General features: G+C 68.4%; 12 protein-coding genes. 4 read left to right on the top strand and 8 right to left on the bottom strand.

What is annotated here, in order from left to right; all coding sequences use genetic code 11:
• The first annotated feature begins 26 nt into the window (after window positions 1–26).
• Window positions 27–2687, top strand: coding sequence for an alanine--tRNA ligase (gene alaS, locus ACFRAR_RS33010; RefSeq protein WP_380702999.1), 2661 nt, complete (start codon window positions 27–29; stop codon window positions 2685–2687).
• A gap of 69 nt (window positions 2688–2756) precedes the next feature.
• Here alaS and ACFRAR_RS33005 read toward each other — a convergent pair whose 3' ends face one another.
• Complete coding sequence (locus ACFRAR_RS33005; protein ID WP_380702997.1) at window positions 2757–3302, bottom strand: GNAT family N-acetyltransferase; 546 nt, start codon at window positions 3300–3302, stop codon at window positions 2757–2759.
• 163 nt (window positions 3303–3465) lie between these two features.
• Between ACFRAR_RS33005 and ACFRAR_RS33000 the strand changes: the two genes are divergently transcribed.
• Window positions 3466–7491: a hypothetical protein gene (locus ACFRAR_RS33000; RefSeq protein ID WP_380702995.1), complete on the top strand. Its 4026-nt coding sequence runs from the start codon at window positions 3466–3468 to the stop codon at window positions 7489–7491.
• Between the two features lie 185 nt (window positions 7492–7676).
• Here ACFRAR_RS33000 and ACFRAR_RS32995 read toward each other — a convergent pair whose 3' ends face one another.
• From ACFRAR_RS32995 to ACFRAR_RS32975, 5 genes are all read right to left on the bottom strand, one after another.
• On the bottom strand, window positions 7677–8741 hold the full coding sequence (locus ACFRAR_RS32995) for a phosphotransferase (RefSeq protein ID WP_380702993.1): 1065 nt from the start codon (window positions 8739–8741) through the stop codon (window positions 7677–7679).
• Between the two features lie 618 nt (window positions 8742–9359).
• Window positions 9360–10496: a caspase domain-containing protein gene (locus tag ACFRAR_RS32990; protein WP_380702991.1), complete on the bottom strand. Its 1137-nt coding sequence runs from the start codon at window positions 10494–10496 to the stop codon at window positions 9360–9362.
• The gene (locus tag ACFRAR_RS32985; RefSeq protein ID WP_380702989.1) at window positions 10493–10864 is read right to left on the bottom strand and encodes a hypothetical protein; all 372 of its coding nucleotides are present in this window, start codon (window positions 10862–10864) and stop codon (window positions 10493–10495) included. The genes ACFRAR_RS32990 and ACFRAR_RS32985 overlap by 4 nt, the downstream gene beginning before the upstream one ends.
• 106 nt (window positions 10865–10970) lie before the next feature.
• A complete protein-coding gene (locus tag ACFRAR_RS32980) occupies window positions 10971–12338 on the bottom strand; it encodes a hypothetical protein (protein ID WP_380702987.1) in 1368 nt (455 codons plus the stop codon).
• Window positions 12339–12879: 541 nt separating this feature from the next.
• Window positions 12880–13998 carry a nucleotide disphospho-sugar-binding domain-containing protein gene (locus ACFRAR_RS32975; RefSeq protein ID WP_380702985.1) on the bottom strand — a complete coding sequence of 373 codons (1119 nt, stop codon included), beginning with the start codon at window positions 13996–13998 and terminating at the stop codon, window positions 12880–12882.
• 488 nt (window positions 13999–14486) lie between these two features.
• Between ACFRAR_RS32975 and ACFRAR_RS32970 the strand changes: the two genes are divergently transcribed.
• A complete protein-coding gene (locus ACFRAR_RS32970) occupies window positions 14487–15020 on the top strand; it encodes a hypothetical protein (RefSeq protein ID WP_380702982.1) in 534 nt (177 codons plus the stop codon).
• Between the two features lie 606 nt (window positions 15021–15626).
• Here ACFRAR_RS32970 and ACFRAR_RS32965 read toward each other — a convergent pair.
• Window positions 15627–16304 carry a response regulator gene (locus ACFRAR_RS32965; RefSeq protein WP_380702980.1) on the bottom strand — a complete coding sequence of 226 codons (678 nt, stop codon included), beginning with the start codon at window positions 16302–16304 and terminating at the stop codon, window positions 15627–15629.
• A 50-nt stretch (window positions 16305–16354) separates the two neighbouring features.
• A complete protein-coding gene (locus ACFRAR_RS32960) occupies window positions 16355–17671 on the bottom strand; it encodes a sensor histidine kinase (protein ID WP_380702978.1) in 1317 nt (438 codons plus the stop codon).
• Between the two features lie 298 nt (window positions 17672–17969).
• Between ACFRAR_RS32960 and ACFRAR_RS32955 the strand changes: the two genes are divergently transcribed.
• A complete protein-coding gene (locus ACFRAR_RS32955) occupies window positions 17970–18530 on the top strand; it encodes a heme-binding protein (RefSeq protein WP_380702976.1) in 561 nt (186 codons plus the stop codon).
• The last annotated feature ends 145 nt before the right edge of the window (window positions 18531–18675 follow it).

The raw sequence follows: 18675 nt of genomic DNA, 5'->3' as shown, positions 1-18675 counted from the left end.
GACTCTTCCGTGAGGGCCCTACCGCCATGCGCTCGACGCAGATCCGCTCCACCTTCCTGGACTTCTTCACCTCGCGCGGCCACCGCCACGTCCCGTCCAGCCCGCTCATCCCCTCCGACCCGACCCTGCTGCTGGCCAACGCCGGCATGAACCAGTTCAAGCCCTACTTCCTGGGCGAGGTCACCCCGGAGTACCCCCGCGCCACCACCATCCAGAAGTGCGCCCGCACCTCCGACATCGACAACGTCGGCCGCACCAACCGGCACGCCACGTTCTTCGAGATGATGGGCAACTTCTCCTTCGGCGACTACTTCAAGGCCGACGCCATCGCCTACACCTGGGAACTCCTCACCCAGGGCTACAACCTGGAGAAGGACCGCCTCTGGATCACCGTCCACCAGGCCGACGACGAGGCCGAACAGCTCTGGCGCAAGATCGGCGTCCCCGCCGAGCGCATCCAGCGCCTCGGCGCGGACAACTTCTGGGACATGGGCGTCCCCGGCCCCTGCGGCCCCTGCTCCGAGGTCAACTACGACCGGGGCCCGACCTTCGGGCGCGAGGGCGGACCGGCCGTCGACGGCGAGCGCTACGTCGAGATCTGGAACCTCGTCTTCATGCAGTCCATGCGCGGCGAGGACGACGACAACGGCACCTTCCCGATCCTCGGCGACCTCGCCCAGCAGAGCATCGACACTGGCCTCGGCCTCGACCGTCTCGCCGCGATCCTCCAAGGCGTCGAGAACGTCTGCAGCACCGACCTCCTCTTGCCCACCCTCACCACCGTCCAGGAACTCGCCGGCCGTGACTACCCGGGCAGCGGCTCCGGTGGCGAGGAGAAGGTCTCGTTCCAGGTCGTCTCCGAGCACGCCCGCTCCATCGCCTACCTCATCGCGGACGGCGTCCTGCCCGCCAAGGACGGTCGCGGCTACGTCCTGCGCCGCCTGATGCGCCGCGCGATCCGGCACGCCCGCATGCTCGGCATCGACCAGCCCGTCCTCTCGCCGGCCACCGCCAGCGTGATCGCCAACCTCGGCGACGTCTGGCCCGAACTCACCAGCCAGGCCAGCCTGATCGAGCAGGTCGTCACCGCCGAGGAAGAATCCTTCACCCGAACCCTCACCCAGGGCACCCGGCTGCTGAACGCCGCCATCACCCGCAGCCGCGACAGCCGCTCCACCAACCTCACCGGGGACACCGCCTTCGAACTGCACGACACCTACGGCTTCCCCGTCGAGCTGACCATCGAGGCCGCCCGCGACGCCGGGCTGGCCGTTGACGAGGACCGCTTCACCGCCCTGCTCGCCGAACAGCAGAAGCGCGCCAAGGCCGGCGGCAAGGCCAAGACCGCCGAGGCCCTGCGCCGCCAGGACGCCTACCGCGAACTGTCCTCCCGCCACGGCCGCACCGACTTCACCGGCTACGACCGCCTCGACACCGAAGCCACCGTCCTCGGCCTCATCTCCGACGGCACCGTCGTGCCCGGCGCCGACCAGGGCAGCACGCTCGAACTGGTCCTGGACCGCAGCCCGTTCTACGCCGAGTCCGGCGGCCAGGTCGGCGACACCGGCACCATCCGTACCACCGGCGGCGCGCTCCTGGAGGTCCTGGACACCAGGCTCGGCCTGGAGGGCTTCCACGTCCACACCGTCCGCGTCCGCGAGGGCGAGATCCGCAGTGGCGAGCAGGCCGAAGCCCTCGTGGACGGCCCGCGCCGCGACGCCGTCGCCCGCTCCCACTCCGCCACCCACGTCCTGCACGCCGTGCTCCGCCGCACCCTCGGCGACCACGCCCGCCAGCACGGCTCCCTCGTCGACGCCGGCCGCCTGCGCTTCGACTTCGCCCACTTCTCCGCCCTCGACCCCACCCAGCTCGCCGCCATCCAGGCCCTCGTCAACGACCACCTCCTCGACGACCCCGAAGTCCGCATCTGGCACGCCACCCGCTCCGAGGCCGAGGCCGCCGGAGCCACCGCCCTGTTCGGCGAGAAGTACGGCGACCACGTCCGCATCGTCGACATCGGCGACTTCTCCCGCGAACTCTGTGGCGGCACCCACGTCCCCCACGGCTCCAACACCGGCCCCGTCCGCATCCTCGGCGAAGCCTCCATCGGCTCCAACCTCCGCCGCATCGAAGCCCTCACCGGCCGCGACGCCCTCACCTACCACGACACCGAACGCCGCCTCCTCGAAGAACTCTCCGCCCTCCTCGGCACCCGCCCCCAGGACGCCCCCGACACCCTCCGCAAGCGCCTCGACACCCTCACCACCGCCCAACAGGAACTCGCCCGCCTCCGCGACACCGAGCTCCGCACCCATGCCCAGCAACTCGCTGCCACCGCCCGCACCGTCCCCGGCGGCCGGATCGTCACCGAGAAGGTGACCGACCTCGGCCCCGACGAACTCCGCACACTGGCCATCAACACCGCCGACCTCCTGGGCAGCGACCACGCCGTCGTCGTCCTCGGCACCGAACGCGACGGCAAGGCCCTCCTCGCCGCCGCCATCACCCGCAGCCTCCACGACACCGGCACCCAGGCCAGCCAGCTCCTCGTTCCAGCCGCCCGCACGGTTGGTGGCGGAGCCGGCGGCAAGGGCCCCGTCGCCAGCGCTGGTGGCCGCCACATCGGAGCGCTCGACCAAGCGCTCGCCCTCGCGGCCCAGGACGCGACCCGAGTCCTCGACCAGTAGAGCCAGGTCACCCGGCATGGGCTGCTGGCCCTCTCACCAGGGAGGCCAGCAGCGCATGCCACCTCTGTTTCAGGTCGCCAGGTCCTTCAGCAGGACCACGCTCTCGTAGTTGGTCACATCCCACCGCCACGTCCCGACGGGCACGTACCTCCGTCGGCGATACCAGTCGACCAGCTCGACGGCCTCGATCGACGTATCAATGACCGCCTCCGTGGACCCGAGCGCAACGATGCGATCTTCTGCCAAGGTCAACAGCCGCTGTCCGAGGCCCATCCTCTGACACGCGGGATCCACCGCGAGCTGCCAGAACGAGCCCGCTCCGGCCGGGGTCGGATACCCCTTCGGTGCCACGTACGGAGCCGCTACCGTCACCGACCCCACCAGCTCACCACCCAGGAATGCGAGCCAGCACTCGCCCTTCACTACCCGATCAACCGTGTCCTGCACAGACTGGTACGACGCGAAGAAGACCCGACCGGCCTCAGTATGCTCGGCATAGACACGATGAAGCAGGCGTGTCAGATCGTCCGCCGAATCGCCAGCCGTGAAACGCCGCACTGCAACGCCCGCGTGGTGGTCCCGCAGTTCGGGTGTACCGGTTGATCGCGGTGTCACATAACAAGTGTCGACCGGGCGCCAGCGTCCGGCATGTCGTAGTGCCCGGTTGGGCGATCACTCGACGTGCAGGGACCGATCTCCACCCCCGAGTCGCTCCTGGTCGGTGATCTTGTTCAAGGAAGCGACCAGGGGTGTCCGACCGGCCTGTCATGCTTCCGGCATGGCCAGCAAGAGCAAAAGGCAACAAGGGCGAAGCCGTCCCACTACGGCCACGCAGCAGATCGAACCAAGCAGCGGAAGCGCCGAGGCCCTGTGGGCGACGACGCGCTCGGGCGCGCGTGCTGGCCGTGGGTTCCACTACCAGGATGCCGTTGGAGCGTGGCTGTGCGGCCGCGTTCTGTCCGGGGCCCTCGACGCTGATCGCATCGTTCCGGAAGGGCTGGAAGACCTTTCATGTGATGGCCCGACGCCTTGGCAGGTCCAGGTTAAGTCCCGGCAGGAGCGGATCGGTGATTTCACCGTTCCTGAGGTGGCTGAGCACCTCGTCGTCATGGCCAAGGCGCACGCAAAGCGCGACCACGCAGGGGTGTCCGGCCGGGCACTCCTTGTGCTCGAACGGCCGGTGGAAGGCGAGTCGTTCACTCAGTGGGGCCAGCCTTTGAGTGAACTCCCACAAGATCACCGGTTGCTGAAGGCGCTCAGAACGAAGGCGACGAAGGCAGGTCTGAACAGTGGGGAGATCGAAACGTGGTGCGAGGCTGTCAGCCTCTATGTTTTGCCATGGGGCCTCGCCGCAGAGGGCACTCGTAGTGCCGTGGTGCAGCGGCTCGGTTTGCTGCCTGTAGCAGCAGAGGCTGCCGTGTTGGCCCTACGCAGCGCCGTGGCCGGCTGTGCCGACGCTAACGCTGAGGCAAGCCTTTCGGGTGCAGCCGGGCTGAGTCGAACGGGCATTGATCGGATCGTGACTGAGGTCGCTGCAACCATTGACCATGCTTTGCTGGAAGAGGCACTGGCCGCAGGCATCTGTGAACCGGTGGACTTCGATCGACCGCTTCACGCGGCCGGTTTCTACGAAGGCATCGACGTCCAGCCCGGCCACATCGCTGCCGGGCTGCCAGCTCCCAGGCCGGTGCTGGCTGGGCAGATCGTGGATGCGATCAATCGCGGTCAGAGCGTTCTCGTTACCGGCCCCTCCGGCGTCGGTAAGTCCACCGTGATGTGGACGGCCGCCTATGCGACGAGACATGTGCTCTGGTACCGGATTCGGCGGCTCCGAGCCGAGGACATCGCACCGTTGGTACGACTGGCCGGGGCGCTGAAACCCTCGACCCGGTCTCCGGTTGGCTTCGTGGTGGACGGCATCGGGATCGGTGCGGCCGACGCCTGGGATGCCCTCCACCGCGAGCTCGCGCCGATCCCCGGCACCATGTTGCTGGGCTCCGTCCGGAGTGAGGACCTGCTGCCCCTTCGAAGCCAGGCAGACTGCGTCCAGATCACGGTGTCGCTCGACGAAGAGGTCGCGGAGCAGATCCACGCAGGGCTGTCGGCGTCCGGTGCCACGATGGCTCCGCACTGGCGTGAAGCGTACGAAGCAGCGGACGGGCTGACCCTGGAGTTCACGCACCTCCTCACGCGTGGACGACGGCTCTCCGATGTCCTGTCGGAACAGGTCGAACGAAGGGTGGTCGAGGGACGACAAGCAGAGATCGAGATCCTGGCCAGAACCTCGATCGCCCACCGGTGGGGTGTTGATCTGCCTCTTCGCGCACTTCAACGGCAAATCGGCCTCGAGGACTCGGACCTTCGCATCGCTTTGGCCCGCCTGGCGGACGAACACCTCGTGTACGAACGGCATGGGCGGCTGTCAGGGCTGCACCAGCTACGCTCTGCCCGCCTGGCCGACGCCGTACATGCGTTCCCGCCTCCGGTTCTGGAGGAGACCGTGATCGCGGTGATGCAGCTACTGACGGATACGCAGCTCCAGCCCTTTGTCGCTGGCGTTCTCTCCGACCGTCCTGACCTGGATTCCGTTGTGCTGGACCAGATCACAGTCGAACTCTCACGCAGGTCCGGTACGGAGGCCACTATTGGCGTTCTGCAGGCACTTCGCCTGGTCGACGTCACCCGTTGTGCCACCGACTGGGCGCAAATCCTCGACCGACACCGAGTCCCGCCGGCCTTGCGCCCCACGACCTTGCAGTTCGCGCTGATGGACGGGGACCTGCTCACGAACCTGAAAGACGAAGTCGAAGCTGCCATCCCCGAGATCCGTGAGACCAGTTCATCTGGTTCGCCTCTGCGTGACGCGTTGACGGACCTGCTCGGGACGACCACCATTGCTCTTCTCCTGGCCCAGTGCGACGACCTTGCCGAGGCCCAGGGGTTGCTGGCCGTACTCGCCGGAGCAGAGCTGGACATCACGGGTTGGCCGTTGCTGTTCTCCGACTCGTCGTTCGGTCGAGTGCTCGCCGCTGCACCCGTCGAGTCATTGGGAGACACCCTCACCGCAGCCCGCGCCGTGTCGGTGGGCCTGGCTGGAGAGTTGCTGCGACTCGTGGGCGGCGAGGAATACGCCCTGAGTGCTCTGAAGGTCCACTTGCCATGGGTGACTGAGGCATCTGTTGTCGAGAGGGATGGCAGTCGAGTGGCGTACGCCCGTCTGCTGCACGTCTCCGATCAGGCCCGGCCGGACTCGGAACAGGAACTCCGAGAGTTCGGGAAGACCCTCCTGCGGTGTCTCCCGGAATGCGACAGTGTGGATGTCCAGAATCTGCTACCCGGCGGCTTTCCCCTGGCCATCGGTGACTTCACCAGCGGAGTCAGTCACCTGAAGCGCCGGTACGACAGCTCGCCGGCCCAGGTGGCGTGGATTCGGACCCGCTCGCTGATCGGTGCGATGGCGGCCAATGCCGCTGACTGGACCACACGAACTGCCACCGCCTATGCCGAGCTCCCCACACTGCACCGCTACCTGACAGAGCTGGCACGGATCTGGTGCACCGGCCGCCGCCCCAAGGACCTCAACGATCTACGCACGATGCAGGCAAAGCTGCAAGAGTGGGCCAACTCATTGGTACGCCCTGTGGACACCTCCTTTCTGTCCACGCTGCCGGTCGGCGAAGTCGTTCCGGGCGGTGGTGCGGACCACCTGCAAATGCTGGTGAACGGGATCGCCGAGAACCTCACACGAAGGATCGGCGACCCTCAGCAGTATGCGGCGCTAGCCGGTTATGTCGGCGAAAACCTCAAGGGACTCGCGTTGCGCGTACGGGAAGAGGAGCGCTGGCACCTTATCGGCCAAGCGCCGCCGGATGTCCTCGACCAGCTTGCGACGATTCTCACCGACCTGCACGCCGTTCTGGCGGAACTAGCCTGGGGAGCCCTCGGACCGAAGCCGCTTACAGCTGAGGCCCGATCCGGACCTTCCGCACAAGCGCTCACCCGGGCGGCGAACCTTGCCCGCCGGGCTGCCAACGCGAGGGCAGATGCCGCCCCGCGGAATCTTCAGGCCGACGCTATGGCAGCAGGACTCCGCATCCACGTTTACACCAGACCAGTCTCCGAACCCGGCCCCGCCGAATGGCCTGCAGCGGAACTGGCCGTGGGCGTGGAGCTCAGCGAACTCACTGAGTGGCAGACGGTGCTGGAACAGCTGAGCGCCCTGCTCAAGCATGATCCCGGATCCCAAGGAACCCGCAGGGCGGTCCTGCTCGTACCTCTGATCGCCGGCAAGCCGGTCAGAATCATGGCAAAACAGCTCCAAACGACGCTGTGGCCAGGGGTCGGACTCTTCGACACCTGGAAAACAGCACTGCCGGAGGCACACCCGACCCCACTCACCGATGCCTGCATCGATGCTCACCAGGCCCTTCAGTGCCTCTCCGGATTGGCTTACCTTGCGAGCCTTCGGGACATCGACTCCCGGCATCAGGAAGTTGCAGAGCAAGCAGTGGCGCGGTTCCGCCAGGCGTGCCGTGCCATCGCGGAACTTCGCCTGGGAGAACCGGTCGCCGAGACGGTTGTTGGTTTCCTCGACGGCTTGGCTCTCCGGGTGGAAGGCGAAGCCACCGAGGCCGAAGCCATCCGATACTCGGGGATGCCAACCCTCGCCGCCGCCATCGCTCATGGCGCAGCCGGCCACCCAAACGATGACTATCGCCATCTGGATGGCCTGATAACGATCGCCCTTCAGTGGGATCTTGACCCCGAGCGGGCAGAGCGCCTCCTTGCTGGAGCCGATGACTGAAGCACAAAGACCGAGGCGTTTCAGAGAGTTGCCGCTGGTCCGATTCATGCTCTAATCCAGCGTTCTCTGCCCCAGCCCACCGGGGCAAACGGCGTCCCCGGCTGCTTCCGCGGCCAGGGCCTCCGCTGTCTGACCTGAAGCTTTTCGCCCAGAAAAGGTGCTCCCGCGGCCGGTTCTGCACGGTGTCACGGCGTAGCCGCGAACGCCTCCTGCACGTCCTCGCGCCGCTCGGTCCACCAGGCCAGGAAGCGTTCGGCGGGCAGGAACAGGTGGTCGCAGGAGTGGTCGTCCTGGTCGTAGTGGAAGACCAGCTGCCAGTAGTCCGACATGCGCTTCCACCACAGCCGCTCCACCGCGTCCGCCAGGGCCGACACCGGTAGCTGCACCACCGACCGGTAGCCGGCGACGAACGCCGACGTCCGCTCCAAGTCGAGGAAGCCGTCCTCGCCGCCGCCGAATTGCACCGTGGCGGTGCGGGCGACCTCCTCGCCGAACGGCCGGACCCGGATCCGGTCCCAGTCGATCACCCCGGCGATCTCGCCGTCCCGCCACAGCACGTTCCGGTGCTGCACGTCACCGTGCGTCCACCCCACCGGCCCGACCGCCACCTCGCCGGCCGGGCGCTCGTGCCCGTACTTCTCCAGCAACACCTTGCGCTCAGCCAGCGCTGAGGCCGCCTCGACGTCGAAGGCAGTCCGGCTCTCCAGCCCCGCGATCACGGCGAGGAAACGGTCCGCCTCCTGGTGAGCCTCAGCGGGCGTGGTCACCGAGACGGTCACCTGCTCCGGCCCCGGCGGCAGCAGGCTGGCCAGCCGCTCATCGTTCAAGCTCCGGTGGATTCGACCAAGGAGAACGCCGAGGTCAGTAGCCTGCTCGATCGAGAGTGCCGTACCCGGCAGATGGCTCCCCTCCATCCACGGAATCAGGGAGTACCCACGGTCGGCGATCTCGACCACCGCATCCCCGGCCAAGGAGACCCGAGCCCTGCCCACCGGCAGGCCGTCGTCGGCCAGCGCCGACAACACGGCCAGATTCCGACGGGCCAGGGGCAACGGCACATCCATGATCCGCTTCAACGCGAACGAGCCCTCGGCCGTATCCAGCCGCCAGTTCCCGTTCATCAACCCATCCGACAGGAAGCGGCACTCCCGAACCTCACCCAGCCCGAAAGCCTCGCCGAGAACCGCCAGGTCGTCTGCGATCTCGCTGTAGCGAGTGCCACTTGGGGCGTCGAAGGTCGAGTCCGTCACCCCAAGCAGGCTAGCGGAGTCAGGGCATTGGTGCGGTCGGTTCGCAATGCATCCCGCCCCGACCTCGTCGCGGTCGGGGCGGAGAGCGGCGCGGCGGCGAAGAGCAGATTGACAGTGACGAATAGAAGACGAGTTTGAAGACAGTGCTTGTCCCGCAGGTTGGCCTGGTAGCGCCGGAGGGGGTTCATTCGGCGGCTCGCTCAGCCGAGCGACTCAGAGACTTGCAGCCATGCGTCGGAACGGCAGCGGACCAAGAGCTCCGAATGGAATCGGCCATGTCTTTACCATCGGCGGTCTATCACGATGGCGCCTGCCAAACTCGGTTTCGGCGGCGGATGGTCTGCCGTCGGTACCGGGGGTGTTGGATGGCTGGGCGTTCCGGCAGGTACTACCGCGCAGGTCACTGGGTGAACCGCCCGACGGGTGGGCGCAAGCCAGCGGTGAAGCCGCTGACGGGCGCAGGCGTTGTGGGCCTGATCGCAATGGTTGTCGTACTGATGTTGATCTCGGATGGCTCCGGAAACCCGGGGACCACGACCGTCCAGAGCCCGGGGGCTTCGCCCTCATCCGTCAGCGCCAGCCCGTCTGCACCCGGCCAATGAGCGTACACAGCGGCTGCTAGTGGCGATCCTGTCGGCGTGAACTGAACCGGGTACGCCACCCTCGGTCCGACTGCGGCGTTCCTTCCCCGGATTTCTGGACCGTCCTGTCAGGTTGCGTTGCGGAAGCCACTTTGATTCGCTCCCAGACAATCTGCCAGCGTTGTACCTGGTCGGCCGGCAGCCCGCATGCGTGGAGGTAGATCTCCGTGCTCTTCCATGACCGTGGCAGCGTCCTGCGGTTCAACAACGCGCTGAGGGTGCTGGGGGACAGCGATGGTCGGGCATTGTCGCTGACGGCTTGAATGCTGCGTCCGCTGATCGCCCGGACGTGGCCGAGCGCCTCGATGAACTCCTGGGCGGTGTCGAGCACATCAGGGTCAGGCCAGCGGGCGCCGCTCCCCGCCGCCGCTACCGCCGTTGAGGTCCAGGGCCGGTAGGCGTTGTTGCGCCCCAGGAGTAGGCCGCCCGCGGTGTTGCGGTCGCGCTTCTGCGGAAGCGGTCGACTCTTGGCCGCGAGCACGGACCGCAGCCGCCGGTAGACCGACTCCAGGTCCAACCATGCTTCGCCGCCCTCGATCCCGCTCTTCAGGACATCGAGCAACTCGCCGGTGAATGCGGTGTACTGCTCCCCAGGCGGTGCCAGCGCCACTCCGGTCTCCGGAGCGGCAGCCAGCAGATAGCTGCCGTCGATCTGTGCCTGATCAGCGACTGAGCCGCCCATCGTCCCCAGCGCCCGGCCGCTGAAGCAGCAGTCAAGAATAATCACATGGCGTTGCGCACGACCAGACATGATCGCGCTGCGCAACATCGCATACGGAACCCCCGTGTGACCGTGGCCCGGCCTTGACCGAGGGAGGCCGAGGAACAACTCGCCGCGGTCATCGGTCAGGCCGTGGCCGGCGAAGTACACCAACAGCGTGTCCCGTGCCGCCCGAGCCGCCTCCTCCACTGGTTCCAGCACCTCGTGCAGGCCGGACGGTTCTGCGACCACGGCACAGTGCTCTCGTGCCAGCCCCCAGGATCCGGGGCTCGTCAACGCGTCCGCCAGGGCGGGCAGGTTGTTCGACACGGCGGGCAGCGTTTCCAACCCCGTGTACCGCGCCACCCCGATCAGCACTGCACGTGAGGTCTCTGCTTCGGGAAGCCCCTTCACACCTCGTCGTCCTCGATGCCGTCCGGAGTCTGTTGTGACAGCAGCTCAATCACCTGCTGCACCTCCGCATCCGTCCCCTCAGTCAGTACCACTTCGATGCCACCGTGGCGGACGATCACCTTGCGCGGCCGCGGTCGGGTCTGCCGCCAGGTGACCACGGTCATGACGAACGAGGCAGCACTCCACCCGTTCTCCGTCACGATCTGCAGAGTGTCCAGCCAGCCGCCCATCGCACCCGCGCCTGCGGGCCGCTCCACGAGCGATAGCGTCGCCGAACTGCGTACCTGAGGATCTTGACCCAACCATGTATGTAGGGAACGGAGCTCGGTCTCCTGGCCATCTCCGCTGACCTTCACCTCGACCTGCACTGGTGCCTCCTCAGATCTTGAATCGTCGAGATTTACTGTCTGAAGCCATAAGGAATCTGCGTTTTCGAACAATGGCAGTGAGATTTGCGAAATCATGAAGGGCGCTTCAGCGCTTGCTCAGAACGTCATTGCTGAGCTTGACCGCAGCCCCGGCGCGCTCGAAGATAGTGGGGTCCAAGAATCCAGCTAGTACAGTTGCGCAGAGCATCAGAGGGAGTGCTGCGGCCGGATTTGCCAAGCTGTGGGTCCAGCTAAAAGGTTGTAGAAATACCAGCAACACCGCAGAAGAGAAGACCGAAATTGCGGCCGCACGTCGCACGCTTCGCAAGACTCTCTTCCCGAGAGCCTCGCGTGCCGAGATCTCGCGAGTTAGCTCTAGCCATCGCCCGTTGACAGCGTCGACCAGGCCTTCGCTGAATGCGTCACGCATTTCGCCGAGCTTTTCTCCTCCGATCGCAGCGGTAGGCTTCCATGAGCGGACGCTTGCTGCGATTCCATCGGCGACTCGCCGAATTTCTGCTCCACCTGCGGGGTCCTTGGGGCGGAGCCTCCGCTCCCAAGGTCCCTCCAGGTACCGAGCAAGAGACTCCAGCTTTTCGACCACTTTGGCCCGCTGGTCGCTAGCTATATATGGCTGAAATGCTGGTGGAATCTCTTCGCCAGAGAAAATGAAAGTTAGAGCCGGCGGCTTGGGGCGCGTTGCTGCTTCTAGCAAAAGGGCAATCTCGAGCAGAGAGTCGATAACAACTGCACAGGCAATGACTTTCGAATCCTCTAGCTCTATGGTTACCCGCCTGAGGGGTAGGGAGATCTCAAATATGAGCAGTAGGACCGCGAATGAGGTCAGCATCGCCGTAGATCCGGTTGCTACGTCATGCCAGTTTGCTTCACTCCAGTCAAACTGATGTACCTTCTGCGGGGTGTTGTGCGTTGAAGGATTGTTTGAAGTGTGGCGCCTCCAATAGTCATCGGCAGTGCTCGCAGCCAATCCTATCGAAAGTAGCGAAGCAGCGGAAAAGATAGGTGACGATCGAAAATTAAGGCGCGACATTCTTCGATGCAGGGGTAGGAAGAGCAGGCATACCCCGCCCCCCGTGTACATTGCAATAGTGCTGGCTGGATTATCGGTTCCCAATTTTTTGATGGGTTGAAAAAGAATGATCCCTAGGAGGAAAAGGAGGCCCCCAAAGCGAAGTGCGCCGGCGGATTTTCGCAGCCACCCGTGATCTCTCAGAAGGGATTCCAGTGCTGCATACTGGTGCCGCACCTTGTGTGCAAGCAGGGAGGCCTCGCGCACGGCTGGGCCGATACGAATGCGGGTCACGCTGTCCAAAGCTGGTAGCAGTGTCAAGGCAGCTTGCTGATCATGGCCATACCGTTCCGCAAGGACTTTTTGATCGTCTGGCATGGCCTTGATGCGTGCCCGGACCTGAGCCAATTTCCTGCGGGTGGTCTCCGCTTCGGCGTGCGCCATGATCTGCCCACTCCCTGCTTGGTCAGCCTCTCGACGGTCACTCTGTGTGTCGCACAGTTACAGAATGCCCGAGTGTGCCCCTCGTGTGGGCGGAAACTGGGAACTCACCCTCGCTCCAGTTGGAGATCGCATGTGGAGCCCTACCTGGCTGCAGGGGTTCGGCGGGCTTCAGGACCGTGCAAGGTGTGGTCAAGTCAGGACCAGCACACAGTACGCAACGCTGGCACGGCTCTGGCTGTGCCAGAGCCGTGCCAGAACAGGTGGAGAACGGCAGACAGCAGCGGTCTGCGACGAGCCTCAGAAGAGCCAGTACTATTGTTATCAGTGCAGGTCAGGGGTCATTTGCGGCCCGAAGGCCCAAAGATTCCCAAGCTTAGAGCGCGAGTTCGATTCTCGTCGCCCGCTCCACTACCGAAAGCCGCAGGTCATCTGACCTGCGGCTTTCGTGTTGTCCGAGGCCGGTGAGCCGGGCAGGGCCGTGGGGCCGCCGCGGGTGGCCGCGGGCCGGACGGGCCGGGGGCCCCCAGCGGGCCGGGGAGGGTCAGCGGCGGGTGGTGAGGCCTTCGAGGGTGGGGACCAGGGCGGCCGGGGTGGGCAGGGCGGCGTTCTCGGCCTGGAGGCGGTGGGCGGCGTCGCGGAGGGCCGGGTCGGTGAGGAGGCGGGTGAGCAGCGTGGTGTCGACGGCGTCGGAGGCGGAGCTGAGGGCGGCGCCGGTGGCGGTGATGGCCTCGGTGTTGATGAAGTGGTCCGCGCCCTGCGGGAGCAGCAGCTGGGGCAGGCCGGCCTGGAGGGCGGTCTGCATGGTGCCCGCGCCGCCGTGGTGGATCAACGCGTCGGCGCGGCCGAGCAGTTCGTTGAGCGGGACCCAGGGCAGGCCGCTGACGTTGGCGGGCAGGGTGCCGAGCGGGGAGAGGTCGGCGCCACCGACCGCGAGCAGGAAGTCGGCGTCCACCTCGGCCGCCGCCTCGACCAGACGGATCACCGCCCGGACGCCGTCGAGCTCGGCGAGCACGGTGCCCAGGGTGACGACCACCCGCGGGCGCTCGGCCCGGCGGAGGTACTCGGTCGGGACGACGCCGCCGCCGTTGTACGGGATGTAGCGCATCGGCAGGCCGTCCGGGTCCCCGCCGAGCGGGCCGAGGTTGAGCACCGCGGTGGTGGCCGGGCCGGCCAGGCCGTACTCCTCGTACAGGTCGGGCACGTGCGAGGCCAGCAGCTCGGCCATCGAACGGCCGGGGCTGACGCCGAAGTTGTGGACCACCGACGGGATCTTGAGCCGGCCGGCGACCAGCGGGGGAGCGGCGTGGAAGGAGTCGTGGACGAGCAGGTCGGCGCCCCAGTCGGTGGCGGCGGCCAGCAGGCCGGCCACGCCGGAGCGGGAGGCGTGGGCGAACATCCCGGCCGCCAGGTCGAAGATCTCTTCCTGGGTCCTGCCCTCGTTGACGTACTCGACCCGGCCGCCGAGGTGCTCCTCGAAGATCTCCCGGATGCTCCGGCCGTCGCCGATCTCGACGATCGGGAAGCCCGCGGAGCGGAGGTGGTCGAACGGCTGCCCGCTGGCGAACAGCACTTCGTGCCCGGCGGCGCGCAGCGCCTGGGCGGTGGGCACCATGGGGAAGAGGTGGCCGGCCGCGGCGGGGCCGACGAAGAGTATGCGCATGGTGGTCTCCTTGCGAATGTCACTAACAAGGCAGTCTCACCTTTGAAGTTGACGTCCAGTCAATTTGACGTAGATCACTGTGCGCGCTTATCGGCCTTTTTGGAGCGTGGCTTGCGGTGCGGGCGGAAGCGTGCACCCACGCGCCCGATCGCACTCCCCCCGGGTCGTCGGCCGGGCGGTGGGCGTCGTGCCACCGGTGCCCGAAGTCGTCCGCATGTAGCCGGAATTGGCCGGTATCGCGGGGTGAGAGGTGGAGCACGCGGTGCGGGGCGGTGGTCCGACTGCGCCGTGCGGTGCGAACCGATGGTGTGGGAAGTGTGGGAACGGTGAGGGATGGAACCGGGAGCGGAACTGTCCGTACCAGTCCGCCGTCCAAGCAGTGACGGAATTGCCTGCCCGGGTTGAACGCCGGGAGGAGTGCGGAGGGCCCTGTGCAGTCAGGTGGTGCCGAACTGAACGTCGGATGTCCGGGCGGCGGGCCCGGAGGCGTGCCGGCCGGACCGGACCGGTGGCCGGGTTCGGGGTTCGGGGCGGGTCCGGAAGCGGCGGTCGATCAACTCGACGCCGCCGCGCGCTGCGAGACGCTGCTCCAGGACACCCTGGACGCCGTCCGTCCGATGCCGGTCTGGCAGGGGGCGCCCGCCCGGGCGGGCGCGCGACTGCCGCCGCCGGGGCGGGAGTCGGAGCTGCTCTGGTACGTCACCCGGGGACGGGACGTCCTCACCGTCGTCTCGCTGCCCCGACGGGTGGTGCTGGTCGGCGTGGTCGAGCGGCACTGGCGGCGGCGCGGCTGGATGATCACCTCGCTGGACGCCGACCGGGTCCGCCCGGGCGTCACCGCGACCACCCCGGACGGCTACCGGCTGGCGCTGCGCTTCGGCGAGTCGGGCGAGGCCGGGCTGACCGCGAGCTCACCGGGGGTGGCCCGTTCGGAGCGGGGCCCGGTGCTGTCCGGGAGCGCCGACCACTGCGCGCCGCCGTTGCCGTACGTGAGCTGTCCGTACTGGAGCGCGCTGGTCTGAACCGCGCCCGTGTCCGTGCCCCGTGTCCGTGCCCCGTGCCGGTGTCCGTGCGGGACGGCGCGTTCGGGTGGGAAGGCGGGATGGTGGGAAGAGGGAAGGGCTGGAGAACGGGGGAGGTGTGGAGCGACTCCCCCCGGACTCGCTCCACACCTCCTCGTCGAGCGGCTTCGGCGCTGCCGCTCCCCCCGACACCCCGGCAGGCTCACCGTTCCCCCCCTGGCTACACCCTCCGGCGAGAGCGGTCCGCACAGGCCCCGGCGAGCACCCCACCCCCGGGGACGTCGTGGATCTCACGGTAACAAACCGCGTGGTTGGTTTGTCAATAGTAAAATCCACGAAAAATCCACAATGTGGCGGGCGCTCCGGAAGACCGGGAAGGGCCTCGGACCAGGGAGTTGTGCTCCTGCCAGGGTGAGCGGAGGACAAGCCGTCCGGGTCGGGCCGAGCCGGGGGTGGAGATGGAATCCGACATTCCGAGCATCATGGCAGTACGCAGTGACACCGGGCGAGCGCCCACCGCAGCCGGATCCGAACACGGTCGGAAGCGGATCGAGCACGGAGGCGGATCGAGCAGGGGGGCGGATCGAGCAGGGAAACCGGGCGGGCTCAGCGCAGCAGCCGGCGCTCCTTCGCCACCGCCACCGCGCCCGCCCGGGTGTCCACGCCCAACTTGTCGTAGATCCGGCCCAGATGGGTCTTCACCGTGGCCTCGCTGATGAACAGCGCCCGGGCGATCTCCCGGTTGCCCAGTCCCTGCGCCAGCTGTTCGAGGATGTCCTGCTCGCGCTCGGTGAGCCGGCGCGCGGGTGCCCGCATCTGCGCCATCACCCGGGAGGCGACCGGCGGCGAGAGCACCGTCCGGCCCCGCGCGGCCGCGTGCACGGCGGCGAACAGCTCCTCCGGCCGCTCGGCCTTGAGCAGGTAGCCGGTGGCGCCGGCGGCGATGGCCCGGGTGATGTCCGCGTCGGTGTCGTAGGTGGTGAGCACCAGGACGTGCGGCCCGCCCGGGGCGGCGGTGATCCGTCGGGTGGCCTCCACCCCGTCGATGCCGTCGCCGAGCTGGAGGTCCATCAGCACGACCTGCGGCGCCAGCCGGGCGGCCGACGCGACGGCCTCCTCCCCGGTGCTCGCCTCGCCGACCACCTCGATGTCGCCCGCGCTCGCCAGCAGTGCCAGCAGCCCGGCCCGCACCACGGCGTGGTCGTCGCAGACCAGCAGCCGGACGGGAGCGGGCTGGTCGGGAGCGGGCCGGACGGGAGCGGGTCGGTCGGGAGTCGTGCTCATCGGTGCTCCAGTCTCGTCGGGTTCGTCGCCGTTCCCGGGCGTACGGGCGGTCATCGGTGCTCCAGGGGGATCGCGGCGGAGACGACGGTGCCCTCGCCCGGCGCGCTCTCCACGGTCAGGCTGCCGCCGAGCTGCCGCAGCCGGGCGCGCATCGCCGGCAGACCGTACCCGCGCCCGGCCCCGGCCCCGGTCCCGGCCGTGTCCGGGGCGAAGCCCTGTCCGTCGTCGGCGATGTCCAGCACCGCCTGGTCGCCGAGGAAGGACAGCGTGATCGCGGCGGCCGAGGCCCCGGCGTGCTCGCGGACGTTGGCCAGCGCGCCCTGGGCGATCCGCAGCAGCGCCGACCGCGCGGCGGTGGGCAGCGGTACGGGGGCGCCGTCCAGGTGGAAGCGGACCGGCAGCCCACTCTCGGCGGACTCCCGCTCGGCCAGCGCCCGGAGCGCCTGGTCGAGCGTCCGGCCGTCGGAGAGCTCCGCGGGGGCGAGGTCGTGGACGAAGCGGCGGGCCTCGGCCAGGTTCCGGGCGGCCACCTCGGCGGCGGTGCGGACGTGGGTGCGGGCGGTCGCCGGGTGGGTGTCCCAGGTGCGCTCGGCGGCCTGGAGCAGCATCTGCTGGCTGGACAGGCCCTGCGCCAGGGTGTCGTGGATCTCCATCGCCAGCCGTTCGCGCTCGGCCAGGGTGCCCTCCCGCCGTTCGGTGGCGGCGAGTTCGCGCCGGGTGCGGACCAGGTCGGCGATCAGAGTGCGCTGCCGGGCGGCTTGGCGGGCCATGAAGAGGAAGACGCCGGTGGCGAGCCCGGCCACCGCGGGCGGCAGCAGGACGAGGGTGGCGTCGCCGCCGGGCAGCCGGACCTCGGCGATCACCACCAGCAGGGTCAGCGCACCGACCAGCGGGATGGCGGCCTTCGCGGGCAGCGCCCGCAGCGCGGTGTAGATCAGCGGGACGGCGCACCAGGCGAAGCTCGGGGCGAGCAGCACCAGTACCACCCAGAGCACCACCACCAGGGCCGACGGCCACCGGCGGCGCCGGCCGGGGGCGGGCGGGCGGTGGTGGTCGAGCCAGGAGCCGGCCGGCTGGGCGACCGCGAGGGCCGCGCTCAGCCCGATCACCCAGGGCGTCTGGGCGTTGCCCCAGTGGTGGTTGAGGTAGCGGTTGAGCGAGGCGGCGAGCAGCAGCAGGAAGGCGGAGTCCAGCAGCACCGCGAGCCGGCCCGCGTCCGGGTCGTCGAGGTCGTCGAGGTCGTCGCCGACGACGGTGGAACGGCCGGGCCCATCGTGTCGCCCGGCACCGGCACCGGCACCGGCACCGGCTTCGGCTCCGGCGCGGTCCGCGGCGCCGCGGCCGATGGTCGGGCGGGGCTGCTGCACGGGTGGCTCCTGGCTGAACGGGCGCTGCGGGCACGGTCGGCGTCGGCCCGTACCGATCCTCTCGACCCGCACTGACCTGCGCCGATCCCTCGATGGTGACCCGTCCGCCCCGGGTCCGCATCAGCCGATCGGTTGACGCCGCCGTCCTCCATCATGCCCGTCCGCTCGCGCCGGTCCGTCGATGTGGCGGACCCGTCCCCGGCCGGAGGATCGAAGCATGCCGCCGGGCCGGCCCCCGTACGGCTCGGCGGCCCCGATCCCGCCACACCACCCCGTAGACCCGCTGAGGAGCTGGACCATGAAGAAGACCTCCGTGCGCACCCGGGTGCTGACCGGCACCGTCGTCGCCGCCGCGCTCGCCGCCGCCACCGTGGGCGCCGTCTCGGCCAGCGCCGAGTCCTCCGAGACCCCGGTCGTCCCGGCCGCGGCGAAGGCCGACACCCAGAACAAGAACCTGGCCCCGAGCAGCGGTCTGACCATCGACGCGGCCACCCGCGCCGCCCAGGCCGCCCTGGACGCGGCCACCAAGGCCGGCCAGCACGTCTCGGTCGCGGTCGTCGACCGCGACGGTGTCACCCGGGTGCTGCTGAAGGGCGACGGCGCCGGCCCGCAGGCTCCGGTGTCGGCCGAGCGCAAGGCCTTCACGGCGGTGTCCTGGAACGCCCCGACCTCGGAGCTGGCCAAGCGGCTGGCCCAGGCCCCGACCCTGAAGGACATCCCGGGCACCTTGTTCCTGGCCGGCGGCGCCCCGATCCAGTCGAAGGGCGCTCCGATCGCGGCCGTCGGTGTCGCGGGCGCGCCCAGCGGCGACCTGGACGAGCAGTTCGCGCAGGCCGGCGTCGCCGAGCTGGCGAAGTAACGCCTGTGACGTCTTCCCGGCCGGGCCCCCCCCCGAGAAAGGGGGGGGGCCGGCGGGCCGGTTCCGCGTGAGGGGGGACCCCCGGGGGGTCGCCCCCGAAAAACGGGAGTCCCCTAGAAAAACCCCGCCCCCAGGCACTGGCCCC

The sequence above is a fragment of the Kitasatospora sp. NPDC056651 genome (assembly GCF_042792155.1).
GTDB lineage: Bacteria > Actinomycetota > Actinomycetes > Streptomycetales > Streptomycetaceae > Kitasatospora.
This window is presented reverse-complemented; position numbering and strand designations above follow the sequence as displayed.